The sequence below is a fragment of the Pseudomonas sp. URMO17WK12:I7 genome (genome assembly GCF_003269045.1).
GTDB lineage: Bacteria > Pseudomonadota > Gammaproteobacteria > Pseudomonadales > Pseudomonadaceae > Aquipseudomonas > Aquipseudomonas putida_J.
In genome coordinates this window covers 10,802-33,018 of the sequence record NZ_QLTL01000018.1, presented here as the reverse complement: position 1 = coordinate 33,018, position 22,217 = coordinate 10,802, and the positions used below count along the sequence as shown (strand labels likewise).

The 22,217-nt window shown below is 63.5% G+C and carries 14 protein-coding genes and 1 riboswitch; of the genes, 8 read left to right on the top strand and 6 right to left on the bottom strand.

Features of this window, described 5'->3' with window-relative positions; translation table 11 throughout:
- Positions 1 to 143: 143 nt before the first annotated feature.
- Both H040_RS22440 and H040_RS22435 read left to right on the top strand, forming a co-directional pair.
- Complete coding sequence (locus H040_RS22440) at positions 144 to 1,043, top strand: helix-turn-helix domain-containing protein (RefSeq protein WP_027916639.1); 900 nt, start codon at positions 144 to 146, stop codon at positions 1,041 to 1,043.
- Between the two features lie 330 nt (positions 1,044 to 1,373).
- Positions 1,374 to 3,287, top strand: coding sequence for an AAA family ATPase (locus H040_RS22435; protein ID WP_027916638.1), 1,914 nt, complete (start codon positions 1,374 to 1,376; stop codon positions 3,285 to 3,287).
- Positions 3,288 to 3,408: 121 nt separating this feature from the next.
- Here H040_RS22435 and H040_RS22430 read toward each other — a convergent pair whose 3' ends face one another.
- Positions 3,409 to 4,794 (bottom strand): aldehyde dehydrogenase family protein, encoded by a 1,386-nt coding sequence (locus tag H040_RS22430; RefSeq protein ID WP_027916637.1) that lies wholly within the window; start codon positions 4,792 to 4,794, stop codon positions 3,409 to 3,411.
- A 108-nt stretch (positions 4,795 to 4,902) separates the two neighbouring features.
- Here H040_RS22430 and ptrR point away from each other — a divergent pair, with 108 nt between their 5' ends.
- From ptrR to H040_RS22410, 4 genes are all read left to right on the top strand, one after another.
- Positions 4,903 to 5,769, top strand: coding sequence for a putrescine utilization regulator PtrR (ptrR, locus tag H040_RS22425; protein WP_027916636.1), 867 nt, complete (start codon positions 4,903 to 4,905; stop codon positions 5,767 to 5,769).
- A 60-nt stretch (positions 5,770 to 5,829) separates the two neighbouring features.
- Positions 5,830 to 6,282 carry a hypothetical protein gene (locus H040_RS22420; RefSeq protein WP_027916635.1) on the top strand — a complete coding sequence of 151 codons (453 nt, stop codon included), beginning with the start codon at positions 5,830 to 5,832 and terminating at the stop codon, positions 6,280 to 6,282.
- 55 nt (positions 6,283 to 6,337) lie between these two features.
- Positions 6,338 to 7,084: a phytanoyl-CoA dioxygenase family protein gene (locus H040_RS22415; RefSeq protein ID WP_027916634.1), complete on the top strand. Its 747-nt coding sequence runs from the start codon at positions 6,338 to 6,340 to the stop codon at positions 7,082 to 7,084.
- A 211-nt stretch (positions 7,085 to 7,295) separates the two neighbouring features.
- Complete coding sequence (locus tag H040_RS22410; RefSeq protein WP_027916633.1) at positions 7,296 to 7,817, top strand: acyloxyacyl hydrolase; 522 nt, start codon at positions 7,296 to 7,298, stop codon at positions 7,815 to 7,817.
- Positions 7,818 to 7,847: 30 nt separating this feature from the next.
- Here the strand turns inward: H040_RS22410 and H040_RS22405 are convergent, their stop codons facing one another.
- From H040_RS22405 to H040_RS22395, 3 genes are all read right to left on the bottom strand, one after another.
- On the bottom strand, positions 7,848 to 9,983 hold the full coding sequence (locus H040_RS22405; RefSeq protein ID WP_027916632.1) for a TonB-dependent siderophore receptor: 2,136 nt from the start codon (positions 9,981 to 9,983) through the stop codon (positions 7,848 to 7,850).
- Between the two features lie 242 nt (positions 9,984 to 10,225).
- Positions 10,226 to 11,116, bottom strand: a complete 891-nt coding sequence (locus tag H040_RS22400; RefSeq protein ID WP_027916631.1) for a universal stress protein — start codon at positions 11,114 to 11,116, stop codon at positions 10,226 to 10,228.
- 239 nt (positions 11,117 to 11,355) lie between these two features.
- Positions 11,356 to 12,168, bottom strand: a complete 813-nt coding sequence (locus tag H040_RS22395; RefSeq protein ID WP_081784218.1) for an RHS repeat-associated core domain-containing protein — start codon at positions 12,166 to 12,168, stop codon at positions 11,356 to 11,358.
- Between the two features lie 269 nt (positions 12,169 to 12,437).
- Positions 12,438 to 12,612: riboswitch (yybP-ykoY riboswitch) on the top strand.
- A gap of 6 nt (positions 12,613 to 12,618) precedes the next feature.
- On the opposite strand from H040_RS22395, the gene mntP reads away from it, so the two are divergent.
- Positions 12,619 to 13,185, top strand: a complete 567-nt coding sequence (mntP, locus tag H040_RS22390; RefSeq protein ID WP_027916629.1) for a manganese efflux pump MntP — start codon at positions 12,619 to 12,621, stop codon at positions 13,183 to 13,185.
- 3 nt (positions 13,186 to 13,188) lie between these two features.
- On the opposite strand, the gene H040_RS22385 is transcribed toward mntP, so the two are convergent.
- Both H040_RS22385 and H040_RS22380 read right to left on the bottom strand, forming a co-directional pair.
- On the bottom strand, positions 13,189 to 14,598 hold the full coding sequence (locus H040_RS22385; protein ID WP_027916628.1) for an efflux transporter outer membrane subunit: 1,410 nt from the start codon (positions 14,596 to 14,598) through the stop codon (positions 13,189 to 13,191).
- Positions 14,599 to 14,615: 17 nt separating this feature from the next.
- On the bottom strand, positions 14,616 to 15,386 hold the full coding sequence (locus tag H040_RS22380) for a helix-turn-helix transcriptional regulator (RefSeq protein ID WP_027916627.1): 771 nt from the start codon (positions 15,384 to 15,386) through the stop codon (positions 14,616 to 14,618).
- 413 nt (positions 15,387 to 15,799) lie between these two features.
- Between H040_RS22380 and H040_RS22375 the strand changes: the two genes are divergently transcribed.
- A complete protein-coding gene (locus tag H040_RS22375) occupies positions 15,800 to 22,150 on the top strand; it encodes a non-ribosomal peptide synthetase (protein WP_027916626.1) in 6,351 nt (2,116 codons plus the stop codon).
- The last annotated feature ends 67 nt before the right edge of the window (positions 22,151 to 22,217 follow it).

The following is a 22,217-nucleotide window of genomic DNA, read 5'->3' as shown; positions in this document are numbered from 1 at the left end:
TTGGTTGGGTTTTTGTGTGCGCGGCAGGTGCCGGTGACTTCCCAGGTGGCGCGCTGGAGACTATCTTGGGGCCAGGCCCGCAAAGCCATCTATCCACTTTCTTCAGTCATGAATGCACCAAAAGAGTGCAAATAGGACAACGCGTGACAGCGCCCAATGCCTTGCAAGTTCAGGCTTTCCACACCACGGATGTCACCGAACAGGTGCGCGCCACCCCCGGTTGGCAGCAGCAATACCGGCAAATGTCGCCAGGGCATTTCAGCGGCCAGTTGCGCTGCCTGGGCCTCGATGGCGTGGAGGTGTACGAGGAGCGCCTGAATACTCGGGTCGAGCAGTTCTTCCGTGCGCCGAGCGGTTCGTTGGCGTTCTGTTTCGACCAGAGCGAAAACAGCCTGTACCTGCTCAACGAGCAGAGCCGCAATATCTGGATCACGCCGGAGAACTACCAGGAGGTGGCGGTGGTGTTCGACCAGGCGTTTCTTGCCCGCCACGGGCTGGACCCGCAACGGCTCGAAGGGTTGTTCATGGTGCCGTTGGGCAGCGGGCAGAATGCGTTGTTCGGCAGTTGGCTTAGCGCCACCTTGACCCGCCTAGGCCAGGCTGATTGCCCACTGCAAGGGCAGGCACTGGCTGAGCAGTTGCTCGAAGACTGCCTGTTCATCCTCGACAACGCCTGCCAGCGTTTGCAAGGCGGGGCGCTTGGGCGGCGTGGCGAGGAGCGGGCGATCATGCAACGGGTCAGTGAATGGGCAGCAGATTGCCCGGAAGAAACCCTCAATCTGGTGGAGTTGGCCGAGGTGGCCGGTGTGTCGTTGCGCCAGCTGCAGCAAGCGTTCAAGGCGTTTACCGGGATGCCGCCGGCGCACTGGCTGCGCTTGCGTCGGCTAAACGGCGCGCGGCGGGACCTGTTACGTGGCGGTGAAGTGACCGTGGCCGAAGTGGCCATGCGCTGGTCGTTCTGGCATTTGGGAAGGTTTTCAGAGAGTTACCGGAAATTGTTCAATGAATTTCCGAGCGAGACACTCAAAAGGCGCAGGAGCTGACCTTGTTGTCTGTGCCGGCCTCTTCGCGGGTAAACCCGCTCCCACAGGTACTACTTGGTGGTTTTAGTATTTGTCGGTTTTTCAAGGCTTTACCGGTAGTTTTTCAAGAAGTTTGCTAGCGAGGCGTTCAGGCTTAGCAGACGCTGAGATGGGTTTTGCCCGGGTGCCGGCCTCTTCGCGGGTAAACCCCTCCCACAGGTACTGCGCTGCCTTCAAGCCTTGTGATATCCCTGTGGGAGCGGGCGTGCCCGCGAAGAGGCCGGCACAGACAACCCAGCATTCCCCTTAGAAAATTGCTATCGTGCCCGGCAGTGTCCACCCGAGGTCCCGATGTTCTTCCTGCCTTTGCCCAGCGACCAGGCCGACCGCCTGGCCAGCGCGACCACCGCCACCGACTTCTTCCCGACCGCCAGCCTGCTGGAGGCTGCCGCCGTGTTGTTCGTGCAGAACCTGCCGCGGCAACCGGCCAGTGCCTCGGCGGATGCGCAGCAGCGCCGGTTCGCCGAAATCGTGCGCATCGCCAATGACGTCGAAGGCGCCGCCCCAGGCCGCTTCCAGGGGCAGGTAGCGCAGCATTTCGACCGCGAAGCATTCGCCATGGGCCTGGGCATGCTGGGTGAGAACGGTGTCGCCCTGGTGTCGGCTGAAACCGAGTACCAGGTCGACGAGTTCCAGGACGCCGAAGGCCAGTGGAATTTCCAGTTCGCCGACACCTACCGCCAGCGTGTCACGCCGCTGCACCCGGTGTACCTGCCCTCGCTGGCCAGCGACCTGATGCTGAGTGACCAACAGAACCGCCTGCTGCGCGAGTTCCTTAGCGGCGTGGACGAATCGGTTGCCGTGCAGGGTTTCGCCGGTACTGGCAAGACGTTCCTGATCCACCAGTTTGCGCGACTGCTCGACCCCCAGCGCACCTTGTTGCTGGCCCTCACCGAAAGCCAGCTGCGGGCGTTGCAGGCGCGGGTGAAGGATGCCCAGGCCTACACGGCACTGACCTTCGGCCAACTGGCCGACGAGCTCCTCAACCGCGACCTCACCAGCAACGGCTGGAGGCTACGCGACCCGTACCGCACCAAACTGTCCTGGCGCCCGCAGGAAGCGCAAGTGGTGCGCTGGCTGAATATCCCTGACATCGGCCCGCTGGCCGCACGCGATGTGGTGGCCCTGTGCATCAAGGCCGTGCGCAGCTTCTGCCGCAGCGGTGACAGCCAGTTGCAGTTGCATCACTTGCCCTGGGCCGGGCCAGGGACCACGCCGCTGGACCAGGAAGTGTTGCTGGAAAAGGCCCGCCTGTACTGGCAGGAACTGATCCGCCCTTCGGCACGCGAAATCCAGCTGCCGGTGCGTGATTACCACCGGGTCAAGCTGTTGTCGTTGACCGCCGAAGTGATCGACAGCCGCTACAGCCACGTCATCGTCGACGAAGCCCATGAGTTGTCGGCACCGATGCTCGCGGTACTCGACCGTAGCCCGCAGTCGGTCATCGCCCTGGGTGACGAGCTGCAGAACCTCAACGGCCTCAGCCCTCACCATGGCAATTTCATCCGCCAGCGCTACATCGACCATTCCTTGCGCGCCGGCCCGGCCATGGACGGCGTGCTGAACCCGTTGATCCAGGCGCACCCGGCGGCTGTCCAGGCAGCTTTCAGCGGCAGTGCCGAGCATTACACGCGGGTGAGCTTCTTCGACACCGTGACGGTGCCCGAACAGCCGACCGCATTGATCGTCGATGATGAGTGGGGCCTGTTCGGCTGGTTCCAGCGCCTGACCCATCAAGGGGTGCCGTTCGTGCTGCTGCAAAGCGCGCGCAAGGACTTCGAGCTGTTCGTCGAAGATTGCATCGAGCTGTACCGCTACGGTACCCGGGCACGCCACCCGATGCTGTTCCGCTACCCCAGCTGGCAGGCACTGGAGCAGGACAAGGGCGACGACAAGGCCTTTGTCGCCGTGGCCGGCATGCTGCGCAAAGGCTATACCCCTGAGCATTTTGCCAAGGCCAAGAGCCGTTACCGCTGGGACAAGGCGCCGAAGCTGTTCCTTGGGCGGGTGCGAGATGTGAAGAACATGGAATTTGCCCGGGTGATGGTGTCGCCGGAGCTGATGGTGGCGCCGTCTACGGCAGGCAACCGCAACGAGCGGGCGCGGATGCTGGCGGGGTTGTATACCGCCTGTTCGCGGGCGCGGCATGAACTGATCGTGCCGGGGGGGATGCTGGATTGGGTCAAGGACCAGATCCGGTATTGAGATCCTGGGGCTGCTGTGCAGCCCTTTTGCGACACAAGGCCGCTCCTACAGAGGAATGCGTAATCCTGTAGGAGCGGCCTTGTGTCGCGAAAGGGCCGCACAGCGGCCCCAGGCTTTTAAATCAGTTACGGTCCAGCCAGACAGTCTGGGCATTGGTGAACTCGCGTACACCAAAGTGCGACAGCTCGCGCCCGAAGCCGCTCTTCTTCACGCCACCAAACGCCACGCGGGGGTCCGAAGCGCAGTAACCGTTGATGAACACGCCACCGGTATCCAGCGCTGCGGTCATGCGCTCGGCCAGCGCATAGTCGGCCGTGTAGATGGTCGAGGCCAGGCCGAACTCGCTGTCGTTGGCCAACTCCACCGCATGCTCGGCATCACGGGCAGTGATGATCGCCGCCACCGGCCCGAACAGTTCCTGCTTGAAGGCTGTCATGTCCGGCGTGACGTTGGCGAACACGGTCGGTGCGTAGAAGTTGCCCACGCCTTCGACCTTGTTGCCGCCCAGCAGCAGGGTGGCGCCTTCGGCCAGCGTCGCCTGCACCTGGCCATCCAGTTCGTCACGCAGGTCGTAACGGGCCATCGGGCCGATGTAGGTGTCATCTTCCAGCGGGTTGCCGAGCTTCAGCTTGCGCGTGGCTTCGACGAACTTGCTGGTGAACGCCTCGACAATGCCTTCTTCGATGATCAGGCGCTTGGCGGCGGCGCAGACCTGGCCTGTGTTCTGGTAGCGGCCAATGACGGCGGCCTGTACAGCCGCATCCAGGTCGGCATCGGCCAGCACGATGAACGGGTCGGAACCCCCCAGCTCCAGCACGCACTTCTTCAGCGCGGCACCTGCCTGGGCGCCGATGGCCATGCCGGCGCGCACGCTGCCGGTCAGGGTCACGGCAGCGATGCGCACGTCATTGATGGCGCGGGTAACACCGTCCGGGGTGACGTTCAGGACCTCGAACACGCCTTCAGGCAGGCCGGCATCCTTGAACAGTTCACCCAGCAAGTAGGCGCTGCCCATCACGTTCGGCGCATGCTTGAGCACATAGGTGTTGCCCGCCAGGATTGCCGGCACCGCGCCACGCAGCACCTGCCAGACCGGGAAGTTCCATGGCATCACGGCGAGGATCGGGCCCAGCGGGCGGTACTCGATGCGGGCTTTCTCGACCTGGGTTGGCTCTGCGGCCAGCATGGCCGGGCCGTGCTCGGCATACCAGCGGCACAGGCCGACGCACTTGCCGACTTCACCACGGGCCTGGGCGATCGGCTTGCCGATTTCGCGGCTGATCATCTGCGCGAAGGCTTCGGCCTTGGCTTCGAGGGTGCTGGCCAAGGCGAGCAGGTATTCGCTGCGCTGACCCAGCGACACTTGGCGCCACTGGCCGTAGCCAGCCTTGGCACGTTGCAGCGCCGCTTCCAGTGCGGCGTCGGTGTCGAAGGGGTAGGCGCCAATCTGCTCGCCGCTGAAGGGGTCGACGGAGATGGCGTGGGTCACGCTGCTGATCGCACTCATGGCTGGACACTCTCGTTTGTTGTTAATCAGTGACGCCAGACTAGGGGGCTATGGCTTTAATGAAAACTGAATAATAATGAGCGAAACATTCACATTTGGAGAATGATTGTGGACCTGGTGCAACTGGAGATCTTCAAGGCCGTGGCCGAGCAGGGCAGCATCAGCGCCGCCGCCCAGCACATCCATCGGGTGCCGTCGAACCTGACCACGCGCATCAAGCAGCTGGAGGAAGACCTTGGCGTCGAGCTGTTCATCCGCGAAAAAAGCCGCCTGCGCCTGTCGCCGGCCGGCTGGAACTTCCTTGAATACACCCGGCGCATCCTCGACCTGGTGCACGAGGCGCGGCTGACCGTGGCTGGCGAGGACCCGCAGGGCACCTTCGCCCTGGGTTCGCTGGAAAGTACGGCGGCGGTGCGTATCCCGGCGCTGCTGGCCGCCTACAACCAGCGCTACCCGAAAGTCGACCTCGACCTGTCCACCGGGCCTTCCGGGACCATGCTCGAAGGCGTGCTGTCGGGGCGCCTGGTGGCGGCCTTCGTTGACGGCCCGCTGTTGCACCCCACGCTTGAAGGCATGCCGGTGTTCGAGGAGGAGATGGTGATCATCTCGCCGCTCAACCACGCCCCGGTCACCCGTGCCCAGGACGTCAACGGCGCGAGCATCTACGCCTTCCGTGCCAACTGCTCGTATCGCCACCACTTCGAGAACTGGTTCGTCCAGGACCAGGCGGTGCCAGGCAAGATCCACGAAATGGAGTCGTACCACGGCATGCTCGCCTGTGTCAGCGCTGGCGCCGGGCTGGCCATGCTGCCGCGCAGCATGCTCGACAACATGCCCGGCTGCAGCACGGTCTGCGCCTGGCCGATGCAGGAACAGTTCCGTTACCTCAAGACCTGGCTGGTGTGGCGGCGCGGCACGGTTTCGCGCAGCCTGAGCATGTTCGTGAAACTGCTCGAAGAGCGGCGAACGGCGTGAACAACGGCATTGGCTGGGGTCAAACATTAGGTAAGCCATCTCCTTGAGGAGGAGCTGACCATGCGTAACCATCACTATGCTTTGGGCGCCACGTTGCTGATCACACTGGCGCTGCCCTGGACCCTGGCCGTCGCTGGCGAAGTGGACGACCACAACGCCCCCATCGACATGCAAGCTGTGCAACTGCAACCGCAGGAGCAGAATGGCGTGCGCTACCTGGAAGGCGGTATCGGGCAGGATGAGGCCAATGCCATGCGCCACACCAAGGGTTACGACCTGCACGTCGAACTGTCGACCGGAGCCCACGGCCAGTTCGAAAGCGGTGCCGCAGTCGATATCCAGAATGCACAAGGCAAGTCGGTGTTGAGCCTTCAGGATGTCGGCCCGCTGGTGTATGTCCAGCTGCCACCGGGCCAGTACAAGGTCGTCGGCCACCGGCAGGGTACTACGGTCCAGCAGATGGTCACGGTGAATGGCAAGACGCCTGCCACTGCAAGCCTGAACTGGCACTGATCGGTAACAACAGGCGGAGTGCAGCTGCACTCCGCCTGAGCAGGAGCCTGTCGGCATGAGCCTCGACCCACAACTGCAAACGCTGCAGGAGCAAGGCTACCTACTGTTGCGCGGTGTGCTCGATGGCTTGCGCGTAGCGCTGCTGCGCGGCGCCATCGACGACCTGCAGCCACTGCACTGGGATTATCAAGGCCTGCTGGAACACTATAAGTGCGTCTTCAATCGCGACCCACTGTGGTTGCCCTTTCTCGACCTTTCGCCGTTGATCGACCTCGCCGAAGCTGCGCTAGGCGCAGACTGCCACGTGATTGGCCAGACCGCCTGGCGCAGCCACCCTGGTTACCCAGGCATGGGCCTGCACCTGGATCATCTGCCCATGGTGTTGCCGGAATGGCTGGTTACACGCGGCGATTTTTGTCAGCCCATGCAAATTCTGACTGCACAGGTGTACCTGAGCGATATCGACGTCGACATCGGTCCCACCTGGGTAGTGCCTGGTAGCCACCGCGCTGCGCGCCCTCCGCAACCAGGCGAGTGCCATTGGCAGGGCCGTGAAGCGCGGCCAGTGCTGTGCCAGGCGGGCGACGCGCTGCTGTTTCGCAGCGATCTCTGGCACAGCGGTGGCGCCAACTGCAGCCAGGGGCGCGAGCGCGACATGCTGCAGGTGCACTACGGCCGGCGCATGGTGGCGCAGAAGTTTTCCCCCTACCTGCGCTGGCAATTCAACCCGCAGGTGCTGGCGCAAGCGACACCACGGCAACGGCGCTTGCTGGGGGAACATGAGGAGGCCGAATACGACTGAGGTGGTTCGTAAGCGTAGGTAAATGCAGGCAATGCTGGCAATTCACTTTCAACTTTCTGATTATCTGGACAATAATTAGAAAAGTATTACTCCGTGTGACCGGTTGGATGCACCGCTCACCGCAAAAATCGAGGGGCCCAAGCCCCCATTTGTCAGCAAACGTTGCCAGTGGCAACGACTTGCCCGTGTTGACCATCAGGAGAAGTCATTGATGAAAAAACGTCTTGCCAGCACGCTGGTTGTCGCCCTATTGGCCGCCGCCGGCACCAGCCTGGCCCAGGCCGCGCAGGTGTCAGGAGCCGTGGGGGCCACCAGCCAGGGCGATATGACCTACCGTCTCGGTATGTCGTTCGACTGGGACAATAAGTGGCTGCAGAGTGACATCGGTTATGTAACCGGCTACTGGGACGCAGCCTACACCTACTGGGAAGGTGGCGATGCCAGCGGCGCCCACTCGCTGTCGTTCAGCCCGGTGTTCACCTATGAGTTCAGTGGTTTCACCTACACCCCCTACATCGAAGCCGGTATTGGCCTGGCGGCCTTCTCCAAGACCGACGTGGGCGATCAGCGCCTCGGTTCGTCGGTCAACTTCGAAGACCGCATCGGCTTCGGCTTGAAGCTGCCGGGCGAGCAGAAAGTGGGTGTCCGTGCGATTCACTATTCCAATGCTGGCATCAAGCAGCCGAACGACGGTATCGAATCCTACTCGCTGTTCTACAGCAAAGGGTTCTGATGCCGGGGGCCGCAATGCGGCCCCAGCCTTCTAGAAGGTGTAGGAAACCCCAGCCTGCACCGTGCGCGGCGCGCCAGGGTACACGTAGGTGTTGAACGCCCCCTCGTCATACCCCTTGTTGAACACGTTCTTCACATCCAGGTTCAAGCGCACATGCTCGTTGACCTTGTAGAAGCTCAACAGGTCGACCACGCTATAGCGCTCCATGGTGTAGGTCGTCGCTGCCGTCTGCCCGGCGCGGTCGTCCACGTATTTCACGCCAACCCCCAGTCCCAGCCCCTTGGCCAGCCCGTCCTGGAACTCATAGGTATTGAGCAGGCTGAAGCTGTTGCGCGGGATGTTCGCCAGGCGGGTGCCGGTGGGGATGCTGTTGTCCTTGGTCACCTCGGCGTCGACGTACGCATAGCCACCGATCATCCGCCATTCCGGCGTCAGGTTGCCCGCGACGTTGATGTCAAGGCCGCGGCTACGCACTTCGCCGGCAGCGACACTGTAGGTGCCGCTGGGGTCGTTCGGGTCGCGGGTCAGCACGTTTTCCTTGACGATGTGGTAGATCGCGGCGTCGACGCTGAGCTGGCGGTCCAGCGCCTCCCACTTCACGCCCAGCTCGTATGACGTGCCTTTTTCCGGGTCGAAGCCAGTGCCTTGCAGGCTGGCGCCGCTGTTGGGCTTGAACGAGCGCGCGGTGTTGGCGTAAACGGCAACGGTATCGGTCAGGTCGTAGATCAGGCCGAAGCGTGGAGTGACGCCGTTCTCGCCCTTGTTGAAGTCACCGGCATTGTTGAGCTTGTTGTCGTAGTCGTGCTCGAAGCGCTCGAAGCGCACACCGGCAAGGGCTTTCAGGCGCTCGGTCAGGGCCACCTGATCCTGGATGAACGCTGCCCAGGTCTTGAGGTTTTCCTTGTCATGGGTGGTGGTGCGGGTCAGGGCAGGGCGTGTCTGGCCCAGCACCGGGTCGAAGATGTCGATCGGATAGGCGCCGGTCCCTGCAGCCGAACGCTGGATGATCGAGCTGTAGTCGTAATCTTCGTACTCGATGCCGGTCAGCAGCGTATGGCTGAAGCCGCCGGTGTCGAAGTGCCCGGTAAGGTTGAGCTGGTAATCGCGGTCGGTCCACGCCAGCTTGCGGTAGTTGAAGTTGCGCCCCAGCGTGCGGCCGTCAGGCTGCAGGCCGTTGGCTTCCACGGCGTTGCCCTTGAGCGAGCCGTCCAGCCATTGCATGCCGCCACCCAAGGTCCAGTTGTCGTTGAGCAGGTGCTCGAAGCGCAGCTGGGCCATGTTGTTGTCGTTGTGCAGCAGGTTGTCGCTGCCTTTTTCCCAGATGTTGGTGTCGCGCGAGGCGCTGCCGAGCTGGCCGGGCAGGCGGGTCAGGCCGCGGTCCAGTGGGTGGTTGTTGCGCATGAAGTCGCCTTCGAAGGTGACCTTGGTGGCATCGTTGACCTGCCAGCTGATCGCCGGCGCTACGTCGTAGCGCTCGCTTTCGACATCGTCACGGAAACTGTCGCCACCTTCACCCAGCACATTCAGGCGATAGGCCAGCGAGCCGTCGGCGTTGAGCGGGCCGGTGGCGTCGAGGGTTGCCCGGTGCATGCCCTGGTCATCGAACTGGCTGCCCAGGGTGACCTTGGGCTCGGCCAGGGGTTGCTTGCTGACCACATTGAAGGTGCCGCCGGGGTCGCCACGGCCATACAGGCTGGTGGCCGGGCCGCGGATCACTTCCAGGCGCTCGACGGTGTTGGCGTCGGGGGCGTTGGGGTAGCCACGGTTGATCGGGAAGCCGTTGCGGTAGAATTCGCCGGTGGTGAAGCCGCGCACGGTGAAGGTGGTCAGGCCCTGGCCACCAAAGTTGTTGGCACGGCCAACGCCACCGGCATAGTCCAGGCCATCCTGCAGGCGAGTGGCACCGGTGTCTTCAAGCACATCCTTGGGCACCACGCTGATCGACTGCGGGGTCTCGTGCAGGGCCGTGTCGGTGCGTGTGGCGCTGGCCGAGCGGCTGGCCTTGTAGCCGTCCACCGGGCCATCGGCGCGCTCGCTGTCGGCGCTGCTGGTGATGTTCAGGGCCTGGAGTTCGACCTGGGCGCCGTCGCCGAGCGGCTCAGGCTCGGCAAAGGCCAGCGGGGAGAGAGCTTGAAGCACACAAAGCGAAACGAACGTGCGACGCATCGACGGTACGATCCTGGAGTAGGGCGCTGGAGGGGAGTGTGGGAAGCGCCGAGAAAATACTACGAATCATTATCAAATGCATTAATTTTAAGTGGCACTGGTGTACCAGATACCATTTGGTTGGCAGGCCTGGCCTTTTCGCGCGCCAGCCCGCCCCCACCGGCACCGGCGGGCTTCGGGCTGCTGGTATACCTGTGGGGGCAGGCAGGCCCGCGAAAAGGCCGGCTCAGGCAGTGCGCTAATCAGTGAGCAGCCCTGATCGCCAGTACGTTGCACAGCGGATGCTCCAGCACATGGGCCGTGGTGCCGCCCAGGAATGTCTGCATCGCATCATGCCGATGGCTGCCCATCACGATCAGATCGACCCGGCTGTGGCTAACGAACTGGGCAATCGCCCGGATCGCCGCACCTTCGACAAAATGCCGCCGCTCCAGGGGTATCTGGTGATGGTCACCCAGCCGGTTGAACGCTGCCCGCTGCGCCGTGCGCACGCTGCCATCGAACCCCGGCATGGTTACGGTGCCGGCACCGAAGTCGGCGATATGGGTCTTGGCCGCATCGCACACATGCAGCAAGTGCAGTTCGGCGTTGCATTGCAGGGCCAGGGCATGGGCGCTGTAAATCACCTGGTCGTCCAGGTGTTCGCCCGCACCGTGGCAGTTCAGGTCGACCGCCGCCGCAATCTGCCGGGGCAGCGGTAGGCGAATGTCGCTGACCAGGTGCACGGCCACCGGGCTTTCCTTGAGCAATTGCCAGTCCAGCGGCGTGACCAGAAGGCGCTTGAGTACCGGTTCGTGCTGCACGTCCTTGACCAGCAGGTCGCAACCCAGCCGTTTGATACGTTCGAGCGCACTGCCCAGAGGGTCGCGGGTCAGTAGCAGTTCGGTGGACACATCGAGCCCGGCGTTGCCCAGTTGCTCGGCCTCGTCGGCCAGCCACTGGCGGTTGTCGCCGAGCAGCCGCTCACGCTCGCGGCCATCGCTCATCAGGCCGAAGGTGTCGACATCGTCGACGAACACATTGATATCCAGCAGGGCACCACTGGACTCCGCCAGCGCCGCAGCGCGCTGCAGCGCCGGGGTATGGCGCATTTGCGGGCCGAGCATGACCAACAGACGCTTGAACTGGCTCATCGCACACCTCCACGTGTGGCAGCCCCCCAGCTATACAGATTTCACAACTTGCCCAATGCGCTCATGGCATCGAACAGCCAATAGATCAGTCTAGTGGTTGCGCGCAATGCCAGATCTGAAATCGGATGAACAGTTGATGTTGATTCACCGTGTTCGGGTACGTTTCATTGCGTCATTGAGCTCATTCAAAAATTTTGATCGTTCCATACAGGCAGCACTTTAACGCACTCGCCAGGCGATCACTTTTGGGGCATTATACCTTTTTGGTGCAGATACCTTTTTGCTTCATTTTTGAGGTCCGGATTATCATTAAAGAATGGCTTTTTTTTACGATACTTGAGCACAACGCCTGCATAAAATAGCTGTAAGGCTACAGGGTCACTTGGGCGTATTTTTTCTCTTATATTGTGCAGTGCTAGCATGGCTTGATTTTTTTGATCCTCTGTGGCGTTCTCGATCCCTGCTTTTATAAGTAAGTCTCGATCCCTTTTAATCACTGTTCCATCGAAGTGGTTACTAGTGAAGCGCAGGGAGGCGTCAAATGCCGAATGCCTGGTCATGCTCTCTCTGCCTGGCCAGTCACGATATGTTTCGAGTTGGGCTAAACTGTACATAAGCGGTTTCTCACCCTTAAAGATTCGCTTCAAATCATCGGTCATTAGTTCGTGTTGTTCCTTTCTGGCTTTAATGGCATTCCCTCTTAGAGGCTCCGATAATTTATTTATTTTCTTGAGCGATACTTTTACTGATGTCTGCTGCAGGAGTGATGGGACTTTTCGATTTGAATGCGTTGTTGGAATTGAGGGGGCGTGGCCACTTGGATCAGTGAAATTGATCGGGTCTCCTTGGCAGTAGGCGTAGCTGTTGATGCCGCCCATGTGAAATGGACTTAGGCTGTCGGGGATGCAAAATCGCATCAGTCGAGGATTATATAGGCGCCTGCCATTTCCGAGAGAATACCCACCGAGCCTGTCATCGAATAGTTCACCATTGAATGCGAGGGTGGAGTGCTGAGTCACGGTTCTCCAACCGTAGGGGGCATAGTTGCTCATCGTTTGTTCCTCCTGGCATAATTTTGGCCAAAAGAAACAATAGCGAAATTTAGGTGGGTCGCCACTGGCACTTTTGATAGTTGATCATCTGCTTCCAATGTGCGTGCGATTAAACTGTTCCATGCCAATACGTTGAGCGGTTGTTGCCCTGCATTGCCTGCAGCGCTGGGTTCGGATGTGGTGAGAGGGGCCCGTTGATCAGGGCATTTTTTGATTTCACCTACTGCAAGTGGATTTTCACGCTTTTTTCTCTTTACGCTGGTATCATCGCGCCACTCATTGGGGAGTAGCCTGCCTTCGCACACTGCAAAGGCGCTCTGGTCAACATATTTGGCAACCTGCCATGGCCAGCGCATCCACCCGGATTGGCGAGACCAACGACCTTCCTGCAGCCAAGCCGGGCCTGCAGGTCGTCTGTCGTTGACTCGTTGCCCGGCTGGAGTCTGATCGTTGAATGCCATTTCCCTCGCCTTTCTCGCCTTCGCCATGTCTACGGACGCCTTCGCGGCCGCCATTGGCAAAGGTTCCAGCCTGCACAAGCCACGCCTGGCCGAAGCCCTGCGCACCGGCCTGATCTTCGGCGTCATCGAGGCCCTCACTCCGGTCATCGGCTGGCTGCTTGGCCAGGCGGCCAGCCAGTATGTCGAACAGTGGGACCACTGGATCGCCTTTGCCCTGTTGCTGCTGCTGGGCGCGCACATGGTGCATGCCGGCCTGAAGCCGGATGACGAAGAAGTGGAAAAACAGAGCCAGCACTCGTTCTGGATCCTTGCGGTGACTGCGGTTGCCACCAGTATCGATGCCCTGGCAGTGGGCGTCGGCCTGGCCTTCGTCGACGTCAACATCTGGGTGGCGGCCGCGGCGATCGGCCTGGCGACCATGACCATGGTGACCCTTGGTACCATGCTCGGGCGTGCGCTGGGTTCGGTGGTGGGCAAGCGCGCCGAGATCGTCGGTGGCATCGTGCTGATGCTGGTCGGCGCAACCATTCTCTACGAGCACCTGAGCGCGGTGTAAGCATTACCGAGGCCGCTCTGCGGCCTCCTGCCACCCCCCACCCAGCGCCGCATACAGGTTCACTTCCGCCACCAGCTGCGCCAGGCGGTCGCTGATCAACCCCTGCTGCGCCGTGAACAGCGAGCGCTGTGCATCGAGAAAGGTCAGGCTGCTGTCCACGCCGATCCGGTAACGATGCTCGGCCAGGTTGTAATACCGCTGGTTCGACGCCACAAGATCGTGCTGGGCCTGCAGCTGTCGCTGATAGGTCGCCCGCGCTGCCAGGCCATCGGCCACCTCCTGGAACGCGCTCTGGATGGCTTTCTCGTACTGCGCCACCTGAATGTCCTTCTGTAACGCTGCATAATCCAGGCTGGCGCGCAGGCTGCCAGCGGTGAATATCGGCAGGCTGATCTGTGGCTGAAACAGCCAGGTACCGCTGCCGCCGTCGAACAGGCCGCTCAGTTGCGGGCTGGTGCTGCCGGCGTTGGCGGTGAGGCTGATACTGGGGAAGAACGCCGCCCGCGCCGCGCCGATATTGGCATTGGCCGCACGCAGCTGATATTCCGCCTGGACGATGTCCGGGCGGCGGCGCAGCAGGTCCGAAGGCAACCCGGCCGGCAACCCGGCGATCTGCTCGTCGGCCAAGGGCAGGGCGGCCAGGTCGCCCGCCACGGCGGTACCCACCAACAAGGACAACTGATTGAGGTCCTGGGCCACCTGGCGTTTGTAGCGCGCCACCGTGGCACGGGTGCTGTCGACGCTGGTGCGTGACTGGATCTGGTCCAGCGCCGATACCGTGCCGGCGCGGCGCTGGGCACTGGTCAAGCGCAGGCTGCGTTCGTCGGTGGCCAGGGTGTCCTTGGCCAACACCAGCAGCTCCTGATCGGCGCGCCAGGTCAGGTAGGCGCTGGCAACGCTGGCCACCAGGCTCAGCTGTGTGCTTCGCCGCGCTTGTTCACTGGCCAGGTAAGTCAGCAGCGCCTGGTCACTGAGGCTGCGCAGGCGGCCGAACAGGTCCAGTTCGTAGGCGCTGATGCCCAGGGTTGCGGCATAGGTCGAGGTAATCATCCCCTGGTCGGTGCCGGTCACACCCCGCGGCAGGTACTGGCGCTTGCCCGTGGCGTCGGCAGACACCTTCGGCAGCAAGTCGGCGCGCTGGATGCGGTACTGGGCGCGGTAGGCTTCGACGTTCAGCGCAGCCTCGCGCAGGTCGCGGTTGTTGGCCAGCGCGCTGTCGATCAGTTGGCGCAGCACCGGGTCCTGGAACACCTGCCACCAGTCCTCGGCGGGCTGGCGGGCCAACGCGTCGCCCTGATAGGCCGGGCCTTGAGGGAACTGGCCGGGCACAGGGGCGGCGGGGCGCTGATAGTCCGGTACCAGGGAGCAGCCGCACAGCAGCGCGGCGCACAGGGTCAGGGCGTGTCGGGGCATCACGGGCTCTCGTGCAGTCAGGCGCCGGCCATCCATTTCGCCAGCCCATGGCGGCCACTGACCCCCAGCTTGGCGGTGGCGCGCTTTAGGTAGGTTTCGATCGAGCTGTTCTTCACATTCAGCTTCTGCGCCATTTCCGGCACCGTGCCGCCTGTCAGCAGGCCGATGCACACTTCCTCCTCGCGGGTAGAAAGCCTGACCGCTTCCTGGACCAGGCGCTCGCCAAAGGCGTGGCGCAGCGAACCAGCTTCAAGGTCGGCCGGGGGCGTGCCGATGCGGCGTACGAGGCCCTGGTCGAGCAACTGACCATGGTGCTCGACCAGTGGCAGCAAGGTGTCGGAAAGGCTCTTGAGCTGAGACAGCTCCGCCAGGGAAAACGCCCTTTGCCCGGGCAGGCGATGGAAACAAATGACCCAGCGCCGGTCGCCGCTGCACGACACCAAGTGGCACTGATGGGGGTGCTGGGCATCCAGCGGGGCCTTGAACTCGATCAGCAGCGGGTCGTCCATCTGCATGATGCTCTGCAGCAACGGGTGGCGCAGTGGCTCGTTGCCAGGCCGTTGCTGCGCAAGGCCGGCACTGCCCAGTAACCTGATGCGGCTGACACTGGCCTGGCGCGAGTCAAGGGTCAACTCGCTGAGCTCGAGCCGGTGGATCGGTACCTGGGCATCGACCAGGCGTAACATCTGTGCGGCGAAACCGTCGGCGCCGGTACTGGCGACCAGTTCGCCCAGTTGCAGGTACAGCTGAGGGTCGGGGCGGTGTGCGAGGCTGGCGGTCAGCTTCATATCCTGTCTTCCTTGATTCAAAGCGTTACGGCGGGTGGTCTCGCTGTCGAGTGCTCCGGGTGGTGGGGGGTGGCGGTATTCAAGCCCGCAGCGGGGGCTGCGTCTGTAATGGAAAACCGGGACAGAAAATGCCATCAATTCCTACTGCCCGAGTGGGGCATGAAATTGGGCTCGTGCAGGGCAAGTTCGGATTAGCCAGTGAAATGGCGCCGTATCCCTGACGGTTCACTGCTGTTTCCGGTCAATGAGACTTGGCGTAAGTCATCAAGGGCGGCCAGCTGTGGTCGATTTCCTACAGGCTTTTCAGCTGCTATTGATAGGCGCCTCGGTTGTCCGGGTTTAACGGGCCATACAGTGCGAAGAGGGGGTGCTTGAATCCGCGGATGTTCAAGCCAAGAAGGACTTGCCCGCCCATGCCTGCCGCCCAAACCTTTGCCCTGACCGTTGCCCAGCGTGATATCTGGCTGGACCAGATCGGCCACGGCGATTCACCGCTGTACAACATCGGTGCCTATGTCGAGATCGACGGCGCGATGGATGTCCCGCGGCTGCGCAGGGCGCTGGCGCACCTGGTGGCGCTGCATGAAGGCTTGCGCACGGTGCTGGTGGAGCCAGCGGGGCAGGGTGGCGTACCGCGCCAGTACTTTGCGCAAACGCTGACGGTGGATCTGGCCGAACATGACCTGCGTGCTGCCCCAAGCCCGATGGCCGCCGCCCGGGCGCTGCTCGGCAGCTGCATGCAAAAGCCTTTTGTGCTGGGCGTCGGCCCCTTGTGGGGCACGCAGTTGATCAGGCTGGGCGAGCAGCGCTACCTGTTCGCGCTGCAGGCGCATCACCTGGTCCTCGATGGCTGGGGTGTGGACCTGTGGTTCAAACAGGTCGCTGACTACTATGGCCTGCTGGGCCAGGGCACGTCCTTGCCTGACAGCGCGCCCGGTTACCGCGAGTTCATCGAAGACGACAGCCAGTACCAGGCGTCGGCACGCCATGGCCGCGACCGTGACTACTGGCTAGGCAAATATCAGCAGTTGCCCGATGCCTTGCTGGCGCCGCGCGAGCGCGGGCGGGTGGCAGCCGGCGAGCCCAGCGCGGCCCTCGATCTGCCCTTCGACAGCCAGCTGCTGGCGCGCATGAACGTACTGGGCAGCGAGCTGCAGGCGTCGGCCTTCCACGTGTTGTTGGCGGCCATGCATGTGTGCTGCACACGTACCTGGCAGCGGGACCAATGGGTGGTCGGCGTGCCGGTGCGCAATCGCGGCAATGCGCGTTTCAAATCGACCCTGGGGCTGTTCACCCAGGTCAGCGCCTTGCGCATGGATTTTGGCCGTCATGGGTCATTTGCCGAGCTGGTACGCAGCATTCGCGACGCACTCAAGCAAGACTTTCGTCATCAGCGCTTCGCCCTCAGCGAGTTGAACCGCGCGCTAGGCGCCCTGCGCGAAGAACGGCCGCAGCTGTTCGAGCTGATGGTGTCTTACGAAGAAGATGGCAACGAGCTGCGCTTTGGTGACGCCTGCGGCCATACGGTGATGACCTGCAACAGCCACGAACCGACACCGTTGAGCCTACACCTGCGCAGCAACCCGCACAGCGGCAAGGCCCGCCTGCACCTGGTGCACAACCTGGCCTGGTTCAGCAAGGACGAGGTCGCCGCCCTGGCAGAGCGGCTGTTGCAGGTGTTGCAACAGGGGCTGGCGCGACCCGGGTTGAGTGTCGCCGGGTTTGACCTGGTAACGGCCGCTGAACAGCAGCAGTTGCAGCATTGGAACCAGGCGACGATCACCCTGGGGCAGCAGGAGCCATTGATCCACCGACGGATTGAAGCCCAAGCCAGGCGCCAGCCCGGGGCGCTGGCGGCACTGCACGCCGGCCAGCGCCTGAGCTATGGCGAACTGAACGGGCGCGCCAACCAGCTGGCGCGGCGGCTGATCGACCTTGGCGCAGGCCCGGACCAGCGCATCGCGGTGGTGGCCCAGCGCGGGCTGGACACGCTGGTCGGCTTGCTGGCGGTACTCAAGGCCGGCGCCGCCTATGTGCCAATCGACCCGGCACACCCGCAGGAGCGCCTGGCCTACCTGCTCGAAGACAGCGCACCCTGCGCGGTGCTGACCCACTCCCGGTTCAGTGCATGCCTGCCAGCCCACGGCCTGCCACAACTCGAGCTGGACCGCTGCACCTGGCAAGCGGCAAGCGCCGAGGCGCCGGCCGTCGCACACCTGGCGCCGAACCATCTGGTGTATGTCATCTACACCTCTGGCTCCACCGGCCTGCCCAAGGGCGTGATGGTCGAGCACCGCATGCTGGCCAACCTGGTCGACTGGCACTGCAACGCCTTCAACCTGGGCCCGGGCCGCCAGCAGTCGAGCCTGGCCGGTTTCGGTTTCGACGCGATGGCCTGGGAGGTCTGGCCAACCTTGTGCAGCGGCGCGACCCTGCACCTGGCGCCGGTACGCGAGGGCGCCGAAGACATCGACGCCTTGCTGAAGTGGTGGCGCGCGCAGCCGCTGGACGTGAGCTTTCTGCCGACGCCGGTGGCCGAGCATGCCTTTGCTCAGGGCGAACTGCACCCGACCCTGCAGACCCTGCTGGTCGGCGGTGACCGCCTGCGTCGCCTGGCCCGCGAGCGCCGTTACCGGGTGGTGAACAACTACGGCCCCACCGAAACCACCGTGGTGGCCACTTCAGGGGAGGTGAATGCCGGGCAGCCGCTGCACATCGGCGGGCCGGTCGCCAACACCCGGCTGTATGTGCTGGACGACCAGCAGCGATTGCTGCCGCCTGGCGCCGTCGGTGAGTTGTATATCGCTGGCGGCGGCGTGGCGCGCGGTTACCTGAACCGTCCCGCGCTGACCGCCGAGCGCTTCCTCGACGACCCGTTCAGTGCACGCCCCGGGGAGCGCATGTACCGGAGCGGCGACCTGGTACGCTGGCGGGCTGACGGCACCTTGGAATACCTCGGGCGCAACGACGACCAGGTGAAGATTCGCGGTGTGCGGGTCGAACTGGCCGAAATCGAAGCCGCCCTGAACAGCCATGTGGCCGTGCGCGAAAGCGTGGTGCTGCTGCGCGAGGGGCAGTTACAGGCTTGGTATCTCGGCGATGCAGCAGTAACGCCGCGCGCGTTGCATGAGCATTTGCGCGAACGCTTGCCTGCCGCCTTGCTGCCCGCGGCCTACGTCAGCCTGGCCGGCTGGCCGCTGACGGCCAACGGCAAGCTCGATCGCCGCGCCTTGCCGGCCGCGGATGAAGGCGCGAAGGTACGCCGCGAGCATGAACCGCCGCAAGGGGACATCGAAGCGCAGCTGGCATTGCTCTGGGCCGAGTTGCTGCAGGTCGAGCGGGTCGGGCGCCAGGACCACTTCTTTGAACTGGGCGGCCATTCGCTGCTGGCGGTGCAACTGATCGAGCGCATGCGCCAGCAAGGCATGCAAGCTGACGTGCAGGTACTGTTCGGCCAGTCGACCCTGGCCAGCCTGGCGGCTGCGGTGGCGGTAGGTGATGTTGCGCGGGTGCCAGCCAATGGCGTACTGCCGGGGTGCCAGCAAATCACCCCCGATATGCTGCGGCTCACTTCGCTCGACCAGCCCACCATCGAGCAGATCGTCGCATTGGTGCCAGGTGGCGCCGCCAACGTGCAGGAAATCTACCCGCTGGCGCCGTTGCAGCAAGGGCTGCTGTACCACCATGTCAGCGAAGCCCGGGATCCTTACCAGCAGCAGGCGCTGTTCGCCTTCGCCAGCCGCGAACAACGGCAGGCCTTTGTCGATGGCCTGCAGCAGGTGATCGAGCGGCATGACATCCTGCGCACCAGCCTCGCCTGGGAAGGGTTGCAACAGCCGCAGCAGGTGGTCTGGCGCCAGGCGCGCCTGCCGGTGGAAAGCTGGGCTGCCCCTTCGTCAGGCGATCTGGCCGGGCAGTTGTGCAAGGCCTTCGATCCACAACAACGGCCGCTGGACCTGCGCCAGGCACCGATGCTGGCGATGGTCACCGCCGAGGACCCTGCCCAAGGCCGCTGGTTGGGCTTGCTGCGCTTCCACCATCTGGTCAACGACGCGGTGTCGTTGCAGGTGCTGCTGGGCGAACTCGAGGCTTTCATGCACGCGCGCGGTGGGCAGCTGCCGACGCCGGTGCCGTACCGCGACTATGTGGCACTGAGCAGCAATGCTGAACGGCAGGCTCGCCACGAAACCTATTTCCGCGAGCAGCTGGCTGGCGTCGAGCCGCTGGCAGCGATCCCAGGGTTGGGCGGCAAAGCAGTCGATGAAAACGACCTGCACAGCCATACCGCCACCCTCGACGCCGCCCAGAGCGAGCTGTTGCGCAAGCAGGCCCGTCACCACGGCGCCAGCCTGGCCAGCCTGCTGCACCTGGCCTGGGCCCAAGTACTCGGGAGCTTGTCGGGCCGCGACGAGGTTGTGCTCGGCACCGTGCTGCTGGGCCGGACCATGGCCGGCCACGGCGCAGACCGCGCCTTGGGCATGTTCATCAACAGCCTGCCGCTGCGCATCAGCCTGGCCGCAGGCTCGCTGAGCCAGGCCCTGACCCAGACCCATGCACAGCTTGCCAGCTTGCTCGGCCACGAAGATGCACCGCTGTTGCTGGCCCAGCGGTGCAGCGGGCTGCCCGCAGGCACAGCACTGTTCCAGGGCCTGATCAACTACCGCCAAGGTGCCTTGCCACAAGGCGAAGTGCTGCCGGGCGTAACATTGCTGCAGGCCAGCGAAGTGCTGAGTCACACGCTGGTGTTGAGTGTCGACGACCTGGGCGACGCGCTGCAGCTTGGCTTGCGTGCGCCGCGTGCGCTCGGCGCGCCGCGGGTACTCGCCAGCCTGCTGACCACCCTGCGCCAATTCGCCGATGGCATGCACAGCCCTTTGACTGCGCTGTGCAGCGTGCCGCAGGACGAACTGCAGCGCCTGCTGCACACCTTCAACCTCAGCCAGGACCGCCACAGCCCGCTGGGCAGTACGCTGCCAGCACTGTTCGAGGCCCAGGTGCAGCGCACGCCACTGGTCCTTGCCCTGCAAACGGACGATGCTGCCCTCGACTATTACACCCTCAATGCCCAGGCCAACCGCCTGGCCCATCGCCTGATCGCATTGGGTGTCGGTGTCGATTCACGGGTGGCGATCTGCATCGAGCGCGGCAGCTCGATGATGGTTGCGCTGCTTGCGGTGCTCAAGGCAGGTGGCGCCTATGTACCGCTGGACCCTGGTTATCCGGTCGAACGCCTGCGTTACATGCTCGACGACAGCGCGCCAACCGTGTTGCTGGTGCACGCCGCTACGCTAGGGCTGTTCGACGCGCTGGCCACACCGCTGCTCGACCTCGACGCTGACGACTGGCAGACGTGCAGCGCCGCAAACCCGCAAGTGCCGGGCCTCGGGCCGTCCCGCTTGGCCTATGTGATGTACACCTCCGGCTCCACCGGTACGCCAAAGGGTGTGATGATCGAGCATCGCGGCCTGTGCAACCTGATGCACTGGGGCTCGCAGATTTGCCCGCCACAGCCGGGCGGCGCGCTGTTGCAGCGTGCACCGTTCAGTTTCGATGGCTCGGTCTGGGAGCTGTTCTGGCCACTGGTCGCCGGGCTGCGCCTGGTATTGGCCCGGCCCGACGGGCACCGTGACCCGGGCTATCTGGTGCAGCAGGTGCAGGCACGCCAGGTGACGATCATGAAGTTCGTGCCGGCGTTGCTGCATCAGTTTTTGGAGGAGCCCGGCGTCGAGCGTTGCACCAGCCTGACCGATCTTTTCTGTGGGGGGGGCGAACTGACCTTGGCGTTGCTGCAGCGCATTCGCCAGTGCCTGCCGAAGGTCCGCGTGCACAACGTCTACGGGCCCACCGAGGCGACAGTCGACAGCACCGCCTGGACCTTGCAGCCCCATCAGCCCCTGCCCGAGCTGGCGCCACCGATTGGCCGACCGATCGCCAACACCCGGCTGTATGTGCTCGATGCGCATGACCGCCCGGTGCCGTTGGGGGCAGTGGGGCAGCTGCACATTGGCGGCGTTGGCGTGGCCCGTGGTTACCTGGGCTTGCCGGTGTTACAGGCCGAACGTTTCATCGCCAGCCCCTTCGTCGAGGGCGACCGGTTATACCGCACTGGCGACCTGGTGCGTTACCGCGAGAACGGCGAGCTGGACTTCATCGGGCGCAACGACTTTCAGGTCAAGCTGCGCGGGCTGCGGGTAGAGCTGGGCGAGATCGAGGCTGCGCTGGCGGCGCACCCGGTGATCGGGCAAAGCGTGGTGCTGATGCGCGAAGAGCGCCTGGTGGCTTATTTCACCTGCCGTGATGGCGGCCAGCCTCCGGCCCTGGAGGTGCTGCGCAGTTATCTGCTGGCGCGCATGCCCGAGTACATGGTGCCGCAGGCTTTCGTCGCGCTGGCCGAGCTGCCGTTGAGCCCCAACGGCAAGCTCGACCGCCGCGCGCTGCCGGTGCCGGGGGCCGAGGCAGTGATCAGCCGCCAGTACCAGGCGCCGCAAGGCGAGCTGGAAGCTGCGCTGGCGGCGATCTGGACTGAGGTGCTGAAGATCGAGCAGGTGGGGCGTGAGGACAATTTCTTCGAGCTGGGCGGGCATTCATTGTTGGCAGTGAGCCTGGTGGCGCGCATGCGCCAGGCCGGTCTGCATGTCGATGCCCGGACCTTGTTCAGCCAGCCGACGTTGGCCGGGCTGGCGGCCAGTACCAGCCGTGAGCAGGTGGCGGTAAAGATACCGCAGACGACCATACCGAGCTTGGGCAAACGTCGGCGGATTTGAACGGTTCGCCTTGATCGATTTTGTCGCCTGTGAGATTGAGCGCCGCCCGTGCGGCGCTCGATCTCAC